The 14390-nt window shown below is 73.7% G+C and carries 14 protein-coding genes; 3 read left to right on the top strand and 11 right to left on the bottom strand.

Annotated features, from left to right (window positions below):
• Window positions 1-54: 54 nt before the first annotated feature.
• Complete coding sequence (locus V6U90_RS18640) at window positions 55-699, bottom strand: HAD family hydrolase (RefSeq protein ID WP_334437970.1); 645 nt, start codon at window positions 697-699, stop codon at window positions 55-57.
• Window positions 700-857: 158 nt separating this feature from the next.
• On the opposite strand from V6U90_RS18640, the gene V6U90_RS18635 reads away from it, so the two are divergent.
• On the top strand, window positions 858-1040 hold the full coding sequence (locus tag V6U90_RS18635) for a hypothetical protein (RefSeq protein WP_334437968.1): 183 nt from the start codon (window positions 858-860) through the stop codon (window positions 1038-1040).
• A gap of 65 nt (window positions 1041-1105) precedes the next feature.
• On the opposite strand, the gene V6U90_RS18630 is transcribed toward V6U90_RS18635, so the two are convergent.
• The 6 genes from V6U90_RS18630 to V6U90_RS18605 form a co-directional block, all read right to left on the bottom strand.
• Window positions 1106-1522, bottom strand: coding sequence for a CBS domain-containing protein (locus tag V6U90_RS18630; RefSeq protein ID WP_334437966.1), 417 nt, complete (start codon window positions 1520-1522; stop codon window positions 1106-1108).
• Window positions 1523-1691: 169 nt separating this feature from the next.
• Window positions 1692-2084 (bottom strand): STAS domain-containing protein, encoded by a 393-nt coding sequence (locus tag V6U90_RS18625; RefSeq protein ID WP_334437963.1) that lies wholly within the window; start codon window positions 2082-2084, stop codon window positions 1692-1694.
• Entirely contained in the window at window positions 2081-2278 is a 198-nt protein-coding gene (locus V6U90_RS18620) for a hypothetical protein (protein WP_334437960.1), read from the bottom strand. Before V6U90_RS18620 ends, V6U90_RS18625 begins: the two co-directional genes overlap by 4 nt.
• A 132-nt stretch (window positions 2279-2410) precedes the next feature.
• A complete protein-coding gene (locus V6U90_RS18615; RefSeq protein ID WP_334437957.1) occupies window positions 2411-4078 on the bottom strand; it encodes a SpoIIE family protein phosphatase in 1668 nt (555 codons plus the stop codon).
• Window positions 4079-4245: 167 nt separating this feature from the next.
• The gene (gene rnhA, locus V6U90_RS18610; RefSeq protein WP_334437954.1) at window positions 4246-4728 is read right to left on the bottom strand and encodes a ribonuclease HI; all 483 of its coding nucleotides are present in this window, start codon (window positions 4726-4728) and stop codon (window positions 4246-4248) included.
• Window positions 4729-4737: 9 nt separating this feature from the next.
• Entirely contained in the window at window positions 4738-6153 is a 1416-nt protein-coding gene (locus V6U90_RS18605; RefSeq protein WP_442933618.1) for a lycopene cyclase family protein, read from the bottom strand.
• 25 nt (window positions 6154-6178) lie between these two features.
• On the opposite strand from V6U90_RS18605, the gene V6U90_RS18600 reads away from it, so the two are divergent.
• Together V6U90_RS18600 and V6U90_RS18595 are read left to right on the top strand one after the other, a co-directional pair.
• Window positions 6179-6595 carry a YchJ family protein gene (locus V6U90_RS18600; protein ID WP_334437948.1) on the top strand — a complete coding sequence of 139 codons (417 nt, stop codon included), beginning with the start codon at window positions 6179-6181 and terminating at the stop codon, window positions 6593-6595.
• Window positions 6596-6689: 94 nt separating this feature from the next.
• Window positions 6690-7211 carry an NUDIX domain-containing protein gene (locus tag V6U90_RS18595; RefSeq protein WP_334437946.1) on the top strand — a complete coding sequence of 174 codons (522 nt, stop codon included), beginning with the start codon at window positions 6690-6692 and terminating at the stop codon, window positions 7209-7211.
• A 37-nt stretch (window positions 7212-7248) separates the two neighbouring features.
• Here V6U90_RS18595 and V6U90_RS18590 read toward each other — a convergent pair whose 3' ends face one another.
• Genes V6U90_RS18590 through V6U90_RS18575 form a run of 4 tightly spaced genes read right to left on the bottom strand, consistent with a single transcriptional unit; the run spans window position 7249 to window position 14389 of the window.
• Entirely contained in the window at window positions 7249-9747 is a 2499-nt protein-coding gene (locus tag V6U90_RS18590; RefSeq protein WP_334437943.1) for a lantibiotic dehydratase, read from the bottom strand.
• Window positions 9731-12268 (bottom strand): lantibiotic dehydratase, encoded by a 2538-nt coding sequence (locus V6U90_RS18585; protein WP_334437940.1) that lies wholly within the window; start codon window positions 12266-12268, stop codon window positions 9731-9733. The genes V6U90_RS18590 and V6U90_RS18585 overlap by 17 nt, the downstream gene beginning before the upstream one ends.
• Window positions 12265-13158 (bottom strand): phosphotransferase family protein, encoded by an 894-nt coding sequence (locus V6U90_RS18580; RefSeq protein WP_334437938.1) that lies wholly within the window; start codon window positions 13156-13158, stop codon window positions 12265-12267. Before V6U90_RS18580 ends, V6U90_RS18585 begins: the two co-directional genes overlap by 4 nt.
• Window positions 13151-14389 carry an MFS transporter gene (locus tag V6U90_RS18575; protein WP_334437936.1) on the bottom strand — a complete coding sequence of 413 codons (1239 nt, stop codon included), beginning with the start codon at window positions 14387-14389 and terminating at the stop codon, window positions 13151-13153. Before V6U90_RS18575 ends, V6U90_RS18580 begins: the two co-directional genes overlap by 8 nt.
• Between the last annotated feature and the right edge of the window lies 1 nt (window position 14390).

Raw genomic sequence — 14390 nt, 5'->3', positions numbered from 1 at the left:
AAGGGCCCCTTCTTATCGCTTTCGGTATAGGAGGGGGCCCTTCTTAACAACCGGTCACTGCGGGACGCCGAGCAGCGCGGCCAGCACCTCCAGGTCCACCTCGGTCAGGCTGTCCCGCTGGTGCACCCCCTCGGTCACCGGCACCGGTACCTCCGCCGGTACGGCCAGCACGGTCGCCCCGGCGGCCAGCGCACTGCTCACCCCGGTCGGCGAGTCCTCGATGGCGACACACCGCCCGATCGGTACGCCCAGCAGCCGGGCAGCGGTCAGGTACGGCTCGGGGTGCGGCTTGGCGGCGTCGACCTCGTCGCCGCAGACCACCACGTCGAAGCTGTCCCGGCCGAGGGTGTCCAGGGCCACCTCCACCAGTTGCCGGCCGCTGGAGGTGACCAGGGCGGTCGGGATCCGCGCGGCGCGTACCGCCCGCAGCAGGGCGAGCGCCCCGGGCCGCCAGCGCAGCCCGGCGCGGAACAGTTCCAGGATGCGCCGGTCGATCCAGGCGGCACTGACCGCCGGGTCACGCCACGGCTGCCCCAGGTCGTCGTGGAAAATCCGCATCGAGGCGGCCATGCTGCTGCCGATCATGGCGAGCCGGGCGGCGGTGGAGAGCGTGCCACCGTACTCCCCGGCCAGCTCACGCAACGCGACGTCCCACAGCTTTTCGCTGTCGACCAGGGTGCCGTCCATGTCGAAGAGCACGGCGGCGGGATGATGGCGGCTCAGCGGATCCTCCAGGGGTCGCTCCGGTCAGTACCGCTGATCCTGTCAACCGCACGGCCCCGACGCAGCAGCGACGACCGGCGGATGTGGCGTACGCCTCGCCGATCAGCCCAGGTCGCCGGCGTCCAGGGAGCGCCGTGGCGGGGTTCACCGGCGGCTTCCCGGGTACTGCCCGAACCATCGCGCCCACCCGGGCCGCACCGGACCACCCACCGGCGAACCGGCTACTCGCCCTGGGTACTGGCCTGGTGGACCGGCTGCGAGACGCGTTGCGCGGCCGGCCGACCAGCCGCGAGGAACTGCACGCCCGGCGCTCCTGACCGGTACACGGTGCTGGGGCCGCCCCCGGGCCGGGGGCGGCCCCAGCACCGTGCGCAGCGAACCCTCAGCGTTCGGAGATGGCGTCGATGAGGTCACCGACCGGCTCGTCCGGCAGCGCCCGGGCGACGTCGGCCACCGCCACGATGCCGACCAGGTCATGGCCGTCGATCACCGGCAACCGGCGTACCTGGTACTGGCCCATGGTCCGCAGGATCTCCCGCGCGTCGTCGTCCGCGCCGATGGTCACCGGCTTGCCCTGGGCCAGGTCACCGGCGGTCACCGCAGCCGGGTCGCGCCCCTCGGCAAGCACCTTCACCACGATGTCGCGGTCGGTCAGCATCCCCTTGAGCCGGCTGTCCGTACCGCAGATCGGCATCGAGCCGACCCCGAGCGTGGCCATCGTACGAGCGGCGTCGCGCACCGACTCGTGCTCCCCGACGCAGGTCACGTCGGCGGTCATGATCTCCCGGGCGGTCGTCATGGTATCCACCTCTTTCCCTCGACTGATGTCGTCATGGATCGTCAGCTGGACACCTACCCAGGTCGGTGCGATGAATGCGGACCTGGTGGATGTCGAGGATCCCGGATGGCGGACGTCCACCCGGAACGGACGAGGCCCCGGCGACGGGTGCAACCGCCGGGGCGGCGGTTCAGACCGCGGTCTCCCCGACAGCCCCGGAGCTGGCCTCCGCCGAACCGGTGCCGTCCACACCGGGCACCTGGCCGGCGCCGAGCAGGTCGCGGGTGCCGGTGATCTCCAGTACCCGGGCCAGTTGACCGGTCGCGCCCCGTACCGCGATCTCGCCGCCGCAGGCGGTCACTGCCGAGCGCAGCCCGATCAGCAGCGCCAACCCCACCGAGTCCGACCAGGTGATGCCGGAGACCTCCAGGATGAGCTGCCGGCAACCCGCGTCGATGAGCGCGTGCAACTGCACCCGGGCGTCGTCGACCGTGTCGTAGGTGAGCTCACCGTCCAGGCGGATCTGTGCGGTGCGGTCGCTACGCAGCAGGGGGGTGACGATCAGACCCGTGACGTCGTTCAAAGCATCCTCCGTCCTGCCGTCAGCTGCGTCTGCGTGCGCGGAAAGTCGTACAGGGCCGCAGCGTACGTGTCCAGAACCGCGTGGACGCTGGCAGATGGCACGCTCCTGGTACCCAGGATCCGGACCGTCCACGCCACGAAGTCGGTGTAGAGATCGGCGTCGTCGACGAGCAGGGCCGCGCTGAGGAAGTCCACGAGTTGCCCCGACCTCCGTCGAGAGTGGACTGTGCAGTCCGGGTCAGACCACGTCGTGGCTCGGGGAAACCGCTGTCAACGCGCGACGGAGGTCGTCCGACGTGACCGCCGACGACACGGCGGCCGGTACGGTCACGACGACCCCACCGCCCGCAGGTGCCCACGAGCCCGGCGGGCCGATTCGGCCTGGATCACCAGGGCGGCGATGTCGTCGTGTTCCCGCTCGTCCAGCCACTGCGCGGTCAGTTGCCCGACCCGTTCGGCGATGGCGGTGGGTGGCGTACCAGCGTACCCGTGCAGCCCGCTGATCAGCCGTTCCCGGCCGAAGAAGTCCGTACCGTCCGGCCCACCCCGCGCCTCGGTGACCCCGTCGCTGTGCAGGATGAACGTGTCACCGGGGGTGAGGGTGACGGTGGCCTGACCGAACCGCGCCTCGGGGAACGCGCCGACCAGGGTGCCGGCCATCGGGACCGTCTCGACCGTACCGTCGACGCGCAGCACGATCGGCGCGGGATGCCCGCCGGAGGCGACGTGCAACGCGACACCACCGGTCCGCCACTCGATCCGACCGAGCACCATGGTGGTGAACTGCCCGTCGCCGCTGGTGAGGATCGACTCGTTGAGCAGTCGGAGCAGACCCACCGGGTCCGGTTCCACCAGGCTCAGTGCCCGCATCGCCTGCCGTACCCGCCCGGTCTGCACGGCGGCCTCCACACCCTTGCCGCAGACGTCGCCGAGCACGAACTGCCACGAGTCGGCGGGCCCCGCGGCGCCCCGGGTCGGGTACACGTCGTAGAAGTCACCGCCGATGCGCAGTCGCTCCCGGGCCGACCGGTAGACCGCGCCCAACTGCACCCCGGGGACCTCGGGCAGGGCGGGCGGCATCAGGCTGGCCTGGAGCACGTCTGCGGTGTGCGCCTGTTCGGCGTAGAGCGCGGCGACCGCCAGCGCGGTGCCGGCCCGGCCGGCGAACTGCCGGATGAGGTGCGTCTCGACCGGTTCGAAGCCGGCCCGGCCCATGCCCCGGATCACCGCCAGCGCCCCGACCGGCCGGCCGTGGCCGGGCAACGGGACGAGCACCGCAGAGCCGGGCCGGCCGAAGCCTTCCGGGAGCAGCCAACCGGCCTCGGTGAGCTGGTCGGGCAGGCGTGGATCGTCGTCGGGCTCCAGCCCGGCCAGCGCCTCGGCGAGTGCCGGCACGGCGTCGAGCCCCTCCGCCGGCAGCCGGCCCGACACCGGCTCACCGTCCTCGCCGGAGTAGCGGAACCAACGCACACTGTTACGCGTCCCGGGCCGGACCATCAGGGCGCAGTCCCCGAGCGCCGGCACGGCCAGGGCGACGGCGGTGCGGGCGGTACGGTCACCGTGCAGGGAGGCGCTGAGCCGCCGGCTCGCCTCGGCGAGGAAGGCCGAACGCCACCGCTCGGCCAGCAACGCGTCGGTCCGGATGACCTGCTCGGTGACGTCACGCACATACCAGACGGTGAGCGGCCCCACGGAGACCCGCCGCCCCCGCAACCGGTGCTCATCATGGTCGACGTCGAAGGTGGCGCGGGCGGCCCGCAGCGCCTCGGCCAGCGGCCCGGGTGTCAGCACCACCTCACCCGGCCGCAACTGCGGCAGCATCCGGGTGGCCACCGTGTTGGCGGCCCGCAGCACACCGGCCTCGTCCAGGGCGAGGACCGCCTCGTCCACGCCCTCCAGCATCTCCCGCCAGAACCGCGGCGTCAGGCCGGTGGGCGCCTCCGGTGCAGGCGCCGCCGGAGAGCCCGCCCGGGCACCCTCCGTAACTGGCCGCACCCCGCTCTCCATGCGCTCCTGTCGGCTAACCACGTCCCCACCATCTCACCATCCTCCCAAGATTGCCGAACATGTGTTCCCGGCCGACGCCCGTCCGGTAACCATCCGTGCGCACCAGGTGGAGTGACCGGTCGGTGCGGCGCAGCCTCCGGGCCGGCGACGGCGGGTCAGGATGCGGCGGTGGCGGCCGGCTCGGCCCGGGCCGCCGCCAGACCCCGGTTGGCCAGGGCGTCGGCGCGCTCGTTCTCGGGATGGCCGCTGTGCCCCTTGACCCAGTGCCAGCTCACCTGGTGCGGGGCGCAGGCGGCCTCCAGCCGCTGCCACAGGTCCGCGTTCTTGACCGGCTGCCGGGCAGCGGTCAGCCACCCGTTGCGCTTCCACGCGGCGAGCCAGCCGGTGATGCCGTTGCGCAGGTAGGTGCTGTCGGTGTGCACCTGCACGGTGACCGGCCGGGTCAGGCTCTCCAGGGCCCGGATGGCGGCCATCAGCTCCATCCGGTTGTTGGTGGTCGGACCGGCTTCACCCCCGGACAGTTCCCGCTCGTGCGACCCCCAGCGCAGTACCGCACCCCACCCGCCGGGGCCGGGGTTGCCGCTACACGCCCCGTCGGTCCAGACCTGCACGACCCGAACGGTCGATGTCTCCGCCATGCCGGCAACCTACCGGTCGTCCGCGCCGGCCGGCGCCGGGTCCACGCCGTCGTCCGCGCCGGCCGACGCCGGGTCCACGCCACCCGGCCCGTCAGCGGAAGCCGGAACCGCACCACCCGGCCCGTCGGCGGGAGCCGGAACCGCACCGGAACCGGCGACCGGGCCTGCGACCACATCGGAACCGGCGACCGGGGCGGGGGTCGCACCGGCGGGCACGACGGACCGGCGCAGGCGGCCCCGGAGCCGGCCGACCGCGTCCCCGGCGGTCGCCGCGACCATCGGCAGCAGCCTGGCCGACCGCATCACCGCCAGATCCTCGGCGGGCGTGGTGGCACCGTCGAGGAAACGCAGGACCCGCTCCGCCGGGTTACGGTCGAACAGCCGCTCGAAGAACTCCGGCCCGCCGACCAGGCCCCGGTCCAGGGCACGCAGCGCGACCGCGTCCATCCACAGGTGCCGGCGGGGATAGGCGGGCCCGGGCACCGGCGGTCGCCCCTCGGCCAACGCCCGCGCCACCTGGTCGGCCTGGCGGTACATGGCGGCGAAGGTGAACCCGGTGGACGGGCGGGTGGCACCGCCGGCCGTGCCGAGGCGGACCACCCGGGGTGAGGGGCGACGCGCGAACGGCGCGTCGGTCATCGGGATCACCCCGTTCTCCACCTCCCGCACGGTCAGCGCCGCCGGGTCCAGGCCCAGCAGGTCGCGGTACCTGCCGAGCGCCTCGTCGTACTGCCGGCCGGTCAGCAACGTCGGCGAGAACTCGGTGTACTCGATCAGCGCGTACCGGTGGCTGACCGGCAGCACATAGCCGAACGACACCCCCCGGGCCGGCTGCGCGGTCCGGAAATCCATCAGAACCGCCCGGTCCGGGTCGAACGCGGGCTGCTCCGTCTCGACCCACCAGCCACGGAAGTGCTGCCACCACCTGGTCCGCCCGGGGCGTACCGGCGGGCAGGGCCGGGAGTCCAGCACCCACGAGGCCCGGACCGGCCCACCGCCGGACTCCGTGGTCCCGATGACGACCCGCTCCCCGTCGTCGTCGAGGGACCGGACCGTGGCGTGGATGCGCCGGACCCCGAGTCGCCGTTCCGCCTCGGCGGCGCGGTCGTAGACCGGCGCGGAGCGGAGCATGGCGTACCGCAACGGGTGCAGGTCCAGCACCCGGCGCCCGGCACCGGTGGTCACCTCCACCTGCCGCCAACTCGCACTGAGCACCGGGTCCAGATCGTTGCCGGGCCGGCCCCAGAACGCCCACGTGCGGTCCTGCCCGCGCCGGTGCACCGGATCGATCACCGCGATCCGCCGGCCGGCGACCCCGTGCCGGTGCAGGGCGGCCAGTACGAGGGAGGCGGCACCTCCCCCACCGACCAGGGCAAGGTCGACGTCGACCGGTCCGGAGTTGGCCACCCCGCCACGGTGCCACACCCACCCGGTCGACCAGAATGGGCGGGTGGCGAAGCGGAACCTACGGCGGAGCGACGATCCGGCCCGGCCCTGCCCGTGCGGTCACGGACCGGCGTACCGGGACTGCTGTGGCCCGATGCACCAGGGCGTGACCAGCGCGGCGACGGCCGAGGCGCTGATGCGGTCGCGGTTCAGCGCGTACGCCGTCGGGGACACCTCCTACCTGCTGCGGACCTGGCACCCGGCCACCCGGCCCGGCCGGCTCACCCTCGACGCGCAGCAACGCTGGACCCGACTGGAGATCCTCGACACCGGCCGGGGTGGCCTGTTCGACACCACCGGCACCGTCGAGTTCCGGGCCCACTACCGGGACCGGGGGCAGCCGGGCATGCTGCACGAACGCAGCCGCTTCCAGCGCGCGGACGGGCAGTGGGTCTACGTCGACGGGACGCTGTCGGACTGACCGACCAACCGGCCGGAAAAGTCCTCACCTGTCCGCCGCCCGGCGGCGTGGCGGCCAACGGCGGGCAACCATGGCGGCGGTATCGTCCTGCGGCGTGACCGGCGAACTCCACTCCCACTGTTCGTACTGCGGCGGCGCCTACCCGACCACGGCCGGCTGGCCCCGCGTCTGTTCCTCCTGCGACCAGACCACCTGGCGCAATCCCTCCCCCGTCGCCGTGGCGGTCCTGCCGGTGATCACCGACTCGGGCACCGGCGTGGTGGTGCAGCGCCGCGACATCGAACCGGCCCGGGGTGAACTCGCCCTGCCCGGCGGCTTCATCGAGTACGGCGAGGACTGGCGGGACGCGCTGGTCCGTGAGCTGTGGGAGGAGACCGGCCTGACCGGCGCGGCCGAGCAGGTGCACCTGTTCGCCGTGCGCAGCGCCCCGCACGGCGGCACCATCATGATCTTCGGGGTGCTGCCGCCGCAGCGGGCCGACGACCTGCCCGCCTCGGCACCCACGGCGGAGGCGACCGAGTGGCTGGTACTCACCGAGCCGATCGAGCTGGCCTTCTCCACCCACACCGAGGTGCTCGCCGAGTTCCTGGCCACGGTACGCAGCGACCAGCGCTGACCGGGCCGCCACAGAGGTGACGGCCACCCGGTGGCCGTCACCGGGAGAACACGGTGCAGCGCAGTTCGGCGGTCCGGGCCGCACCGTCGACCCGCAGCCAGAGCTGGTCCGGTCCGGGCAGCATCTCGGAGATCTCCGCCACCCCGTCCGCCCCGGCGCCCCGGAGCAGCCGGTGGAACTGCCGGACCAGCAGCGGAGCCGTCCAGTCGACGTACACCGGCTTGGGTTCCTGCGGGAACTTGACGAAGACGTGCCGGGGCAGCCCCAGCCGCTGCCACAGCAGGGTCGCCGAGACGAACCCCCGCGCGTCGGTGGCCGCCAGTCGACGCGGTGGCCGCCAGGTGTCCAGCTCGGCGACCGGTACCCGCCAGCGGCGCCGGGTGAGCACCACCCGGCCGGTGACGATCCTCGGCAGGTACGGCAGATCCAGCGAGCTGAGCACTCCCCCGCCGAGACTGCGGGGGAAGCTGAACACGGCGGTCGGGTCGTGTCGGATGCTGGCCGCCCCGGACACCGAGGCCATCAGCCGCAGCCGGCCCGGCAACCGGGGGCTGACCAGGTCCACCCGACCGTCGCGGACGGTCAGGTGCAGGTCCCGGGGCAGCAGCACCCCCGACCGGGGGCCGGGTGCCCGGCCGGCCACCTCCAGGCGCGGCAGTGGCAGCTCCATCTGGGCAGACACCTTCGAACTGTGTGCCCGCACCACCTCGACCAGGGTCTCGTCCTGCGCGACGATCCGCCGGTAGCCGTCGAGCACCTCGGCTGCCACCTCCGGCGCGTACCGGGCCAACACCGGGGCGAACGGTCCATGGGTGAGCAGGTCCCGCACCGCGTGACAGTCACCGACCACGCCGAAGAACTCGCCGCGCCCGAACGCCTCGGCCGATTCGGCACCGAGCATCACGTCCGGGTTGCACAGCGCCGCCGGCTGCGCCGGTCCGCCGGCCAGCAGGTCCCGGACCGTGCCGGCGGGCAGGTCGTGCCGGGCGGCCCGACCGTCCCAGCCGCGTAGCAGCGCCGCCGCGAAGTCCCGCTCCGCTGCGGCCACCTCGGCGTCCACCGCGTCGCACCAGGCCGCCACCTGCGCCCGGTCGGCCAGGAACCGCTCGTGCACCGCGCCCAGCGGCACCGACCGGCCGGTACCGAACACGTCCGCCAGCCACCGGGCGAGGATGTCCCGCTCGCGCACCATCCGCAGCCGGGAACCGAGCAGCATGCTGTCGTAGACCTCGGCCAGTTCCGTCTCGACGAAGCGGGTCACCTCGCGGCCGGCCACGACGTCGGCGACCGGGCCGAGGCACTCCTCGAACAGCACCGCCCGGTCGGCGTAGTGGGCACCCGACGCCCGCGTCGCCGGTGTCCCGGTGAGCCCGCTGTACAGCCCTTTCAGCTGCTCCAGAGCGGTCACCCGATGCTCGGGTCGCCCGGTGGCGAACCGGTCCAGCAGCTCCCCCACCCGGTCGGCCGGCGCCGGGTCACCGGCCACGTCGGTCAGCGCCGCCCGCAGCCGGCCCACGGTGTCCGCGTCCCCGGCCGGCAGTTCCGCCACGTCGATCACCAGCCGGTGTGACCGCAGCACCGCCCACGCCGGGTCGAACCCGTCCGGGTCGTACCGCGACCGCCACCGATCCCGCAGCCCGGCAACGGTCACCTCCCCGTCGACCTGCGCGAACAACCACCGCTGCGCCGGGGTCAACGACACCCGGTCCGGCCCGGTCAGCCACCACGGGTACGGCAGACCCGGCGCGTCGGCGTACCCGAACCGGACGAGTGCGTTCCCGTCGGGGAACACCATCGGGTCCGGGCGCGGCCGGACCCGCCCGGCATCCGGGTCACCGGCGGCCAGCAACGCCGACGCGGCCCAGTGCGCAAGGTGAACGAACCGGCGCGGTGCCCCCCGTTGTGCCCAGCGCACCCCGGTGACCTGCTCGTCGAGCCGGCCGAGGGCGAACGGACCGAAGTGGGCGTTCGTCTCGTTCTTCGTGGTGATCCGTTGCAGGTACATGGTCAGCAGGTCGGTCAGCTTCCGGTCCCGGGCCCCACCACCGGTGTCCCCGGACGACCACTGCCCGACCTGGGCGGCCACGGTGTCGTTGGACAGCAGCAGCACCTGCTGCCGCCACGGGTCGGCGAACAGGTCCCGTACCCGCCGCCGGCTGGTCGCCACCGTCGCACCGTGCCCCTGCTCGACTGCGCTGATCAGTTCCTCCAGCGCCACCACCGCCGCCCGGTACCGCCGCACGGGCGCGTCCGGCAGCACGTCGAGCACCGCTGACGACCCGGCCGGCAGCGGCTTCAGCGCGCCGACCGCCGAACCCACCGCACCGGTGTCACCCGGCCGGTACGTCCGCAGCGCCGCCTTCAACCCGCCTGCCGCGTCGGCCAGGTCCCGCCAGGCGGCCAGCAGCCGCTGCGCCGTGTCCGCCAACTCCGGGTCGGCCAGTCCGGCGAGGTCGGACACCGGATAACCGGCGTGCCGCAGCAGCACGGTACGGACCGCGCGCCACCGCCGGTCCGGCTCAGCCGAAGACGGCACAACGCACCTCGCTGGTGTAGCGGCGCCCGTCAACGGTGAGCCAGAGCTGATCCGGTCCGGGCAGCATCTCGGTGAACAGGGTGGTCCCGGTGCGCCCCCGGACCAGCCGGCACAGTTGCCGCACCAGCAGCGGTGACTCGAAGTCCACGAAGACCGGCTTCGGTTCACCGGGCGGCTTGGCGAAGACCAGCCGGGGCAGCCCGTACCGGCGGCGAAGCTGGTGCGCGGCCCGGAAGCCGGCGGCGTCCCCACCGGCGGCCAGCGCGGCGCAGTCGATCCGCCACAGCTCCCGTTGCAGCACCACCCGACCGCACCGCAGGCGCGGCAGGTGGGGATGGTCACCACGGATGGTCACGCCACCGAAGTGCCTCGGGAAGGCGAACCCGGCCAGCGGGTCCCGGGCGATACTCGGACCGGTGGCCGGCGGCGCGAGCAGCCGCAGCCGCCCCGGCCACCCGGACGCCCGCAGTTGCAGCCCACCCGCCCGGTGCGCCACCCGCAGCGCCGCAGCCGGGACCACCCGGTCGCGGTCCTTCGGGGAACGGCCGTGGAACTCCACGTCGGGCGTCGGCAGGAGCACCTGCACGTCGGTCTTGTCGTGGTGGGTACGCACCACGTCGCAGAGCACCTCGTCCGGTTCGAGAATGCCCCGGTAGCCCGCCATGATCCCGGCCACCGTGGCGGGTTGCTCGGCCTCGACCAGCGGCGAGTAGCAGGTGTGGGTGAGCAGTTCCCGCATCGCGTGGCAGTCGCCGACCACGGCGAGGAAGTCCCCGGCGGCCAGCGCCTCCCGGCTGGTCGCCGCGAGCATCAGGTCCGGGTTGCACACCGCACCGGGCACCCGCGGGTACCGGCCGAGGAACTCCACCAACGCCGCCCGGTCCACCTCCACCTCCCGGTCGTCCCGGGACGCGCCCGCCGTCAGCAGCGCCATTAGTTCCCGGTCGATCGCGGCGAGCTCGTCGTCGACCACCGCGCACCGTCGGACGATGTCGGCCCGGTCGGTGAAGTAACCCCGGTAGAACGTCCCCAGGGACACCTCCGCTCCGGCGCCGAACCGGCCGACGAACCAGTCGGCCAGCACCTCCCGTTCGCGGCGCATCCGGTGCCTCGGCCCGACCAGCAGCAGGTCGTAGAGGACGGCCAGGTCGCCGGTGACGAAGTTCCGCAGCGTCGCGTCGGCGCGGACCCGGTCGACCGGCGACAGGGCCTCCTCGTGCAGCAACCCCCGGTCGGCGTAGTGCCGGCCACTGTTGCGGCTCGCCGCCGCGCCGGTCAGTTCCGTGTAGGCGCCCCGCAGCTCGGTGAAGATCCGCGCCCGCGCGTCGTGGTCGGCCACGGCGAAGGCGTCGACCAGCCGTTGCAGGCCGTCCAGGGCCACCCGCGCCCCGGCCGTACCGGGATCGTCGGCCGGTAGCTGCTCCCGCAGCGCACGCAGCGGCTCCGCCGCGCCCACCGGCACCTCGAAATGCGCCACCAACAGCCCGTCGGCGCACAGCCGGTCCACCGTCTCATCCAGCTCCGGGGCCGTACCGCCCCGCTCGGTGGCCCACCGCCGGTGCAGCTCGGCCAGGGTCGCCCAACCGTCGGCCCGCTCGAACAACCAGCGCTGCCCGTCGGTCAGCCGGTACGGCGGGTACTCGACGAAGTCCCAGTCCGCCGGCATCCCGGTCAGCGTGGTGGAGGCGTACCGCCGTACCTGCGCCCCGTCGGGTGCAGCCCACGGGTGCCGGCGGGGACGGACGTGCCGGCGCACCTGCGGCCACCCCGCCAGGGTGCGCCCGATCTCCTCCGCCGCCCAATGGCTGAAGTAGGCGAACCGGCGCAGCGGGGCGCCGTCCGTCCAGGACACCCCCGCCGGTGCGGCCGGATCGAACCGGCCGACGCTGACCGGCCCGAAGTGGGAGTTCGTCTCGTTCTTGGTGGTGACCCGTTGCAGATACCGGGCGAGCATGTCGGCGTGCCGTCGGGTGCGGTGCGTCCACCGTCCTGGCACGAACTCGTCCCACCAGCGCCGGAACATCTCGTACCGGGTGTCGTTGGAGACCAGCAGCACGTCACGCAGCCGTACGTCGTCACGGAACAGCGCCAGCACCCGGCCGCGCTGGTCGTCCAGCCGCCCGTCGTGGGCCCGGGCGAACCGGTCCAGTTCGTCGCGGTAGCCGGCCGCCGCTGCCTGGTAATCGTGCAACGCCCGACGCCCATCCGGGTCCAGACGCGCTTCGGCCCGGTCGCACAACGACTCCGGGAGCAGGTGCCCCTGCCCCAGCCGGGGCCCGATCCGTCCCACGTCGGGAAACACCGTCGCCGCCGGCAACGCGGCGCGCAGCCGCCCGGCGGCCACCGCGACCCGCTCCTCGGCCCGGTCCAACCGGTCCAGCCCGTCCCGCAGGTCGGGTGCGTCCCGACCGGTGACCAGGTCGACGGGGAATCCGGCCTGCCGCAGCAGGAACACCGGGGCCACCGACCAGCCGGAGCCCGCCCGGGCCGCGGCCGGTCCGGGCACCGGACCGGCGCTCACCGTCGTATCTCCCGTAACCAGCGGTCGTGGACCTGCCGCAACCGGTCGACCGCGAGGGGTCCGAGCACGTCGTCCGGCGCCTCGGAAAGGAACACCACCGCCAGCATCACCGCCGCGTCCAACCGGTACGTCCAGAACGCCGCCGGATCGTCCGGCACACCGGCGCCGTAGCCGGACGACACCGCGTCGAAGTCGATGCCGTTCTCCGGCAGCAACGCGAACTCCGCCAGCCGCCCCAACTCCAGCGCCGGATCCCCGATCAGGGCGTTCGACCAGTCCAGCAGCGCCCGGACCCGACCGTCGACGCACCGCAGGTTCGCGGCCCGGACATCCAGGTGCAGCAACCGGTCGTGCGGCCGGTCGACGACCGCCGCCGCGAGCCGGTCCACCGGCGGCGGTGCCGGCAGGTCCGGTACCAGCGCGGCCACCTCCCGCCACCGCCGCACGATGCGTACCGGCACCAGCCGGCCGGTCGGCAGCCCCTCGTCGGCGACCGGCCCGGCGGCCGGCGGCGGCACCTCGTGCAACCGGCGCAGCAGCGCCCCCAGCAGGTACGGCTCGGCACCGCGCCCGTCGTCGGCCACGAAGTCACTGACCAGCACATCCGGGTCACCGAAGGTCAGCTCGCGGGGCGTGGCCACCGGGATGCCGTACCCGGCCAGATGCGCGGTGACCGCGTGCTCCCAGGACAGCAACGCCCGGGTGTCCACATCGGGGTCGTTGGCGTTGGACTGGAACCGGTCCCCGGTGGCGGTACGCAGCACCACCGCCGTCCCCTGCGGCGTCACCGCCCGGAACACCTGGAACTCCAGTCCACTGCCGATCGGCACCAGGTCGGTCAGTCCCCGCTCGGCCGCGAGCCGGACCACACCATGTGGCAGTTCAGACATGTCGACCACCTCCGGTTACCGGATCCTTCCGCAACCGCCGGTCCCCGGCCAGCAACGGCGCGACCACCACCGCCACCAGCAGCACACACCCACCCCCCACACCGAAGGTGACCGCCGTACCCCACGCGTCGGCCAGCGCCCCGAACGCCACCGCGCCCGCCGGCATCGTGCCCCACGCCACCAGCCGGTACGCCCCGATCGTGCGACCCAGCAGGTGCACGGGCACCAGGCTCTGCCGCAGCGACACCGCCACCACGTTCCACAGCATCAGCCCGAACCCCATGGCCGCATAGCCGCCGACGACGGTCACCACACTGCCCGCCGCGAGCCCCAGCCCGGACACCCCCATCAGGGCGAGGCCACCGAGCAGCACGGCGGTCCGCCCGAACGCGGCGACCACCCGGTCGGCCACCAGCCCACCGACCACCCCGCCGAGTGCACCCACCGCCAGGACCATCGCGTACCCGGTCGGCCCGAGGCCGAGCACGTCCCGCACCAGCAGCACCAGGATCGCCACCTGCCCCAGGTAGACGGCGTTGATCACGCCACCGGTCAGGGTGAGCGTGGCCAGCAACCGGTCACCGGCAAGGTGCCGGACCCCCTCGACGATGTCCCGCCACAGACCACCACGCCGGTCGGTCGTCGCGGCCCGGGTGGCCGGCAACCGGTTGAGCAGCGCGGCGGACACGACGAACGACACCGCGTCCACGACCAGGGGCAGCACCCGGCCCACGGTGTAGAGCAACCCGCCCAGCAGGTGCCCGAGCAGGTCACGGCTGACCGTCTGCACGGTGAAGAGCCGCCCGTTGGCGGTCTCCAGCCGGTCGGCGGGTACCAGCGCGGGCAGCACCGCGAACGACGCGCAGTCGAACATCACCTCGCCGACCCCGAGCAGGAACGCCACCACCAGCAGCGGCACGAACCCGAGGGCACCGGTGAGCAGCAGCAGGACCGCCACGACGAGGGTGACCGCGCGCAGCACGTCGGCGACGACCATCATCCGCACCCGGTCGACCCGGTCCGCCCACGCCCCGGCCGGCAACCCGAGCAGCAGCCACGGCACGGTGGTCATCGCGGTCACCGCCGCCACCTGCACCGGCGAGTCGAGCAGCACGGCGGCCAACAGCGGCAGCGCCGCGAACCGCAGCCCGTCACCGAGGGTGGACACCGCCGAGGAGAGCAGCAGGTACCGGTAGGGCGCGCCCAGGCCGGACGGGGCGAGGATGGTCACC

This window comes from Micromonospora sp. CPCC 206060 (assembly GCF_036906895.1).
GTDB lineage: Bacteria > Actinomycetota > Actinomycetes > Mycobacteriales > Micromonosporaceae > Micromonospora.
Note: the sequence above shows the minus strand (reverse complement) of the source record. Positions and strands in the feature narration are given on the sequence as shown.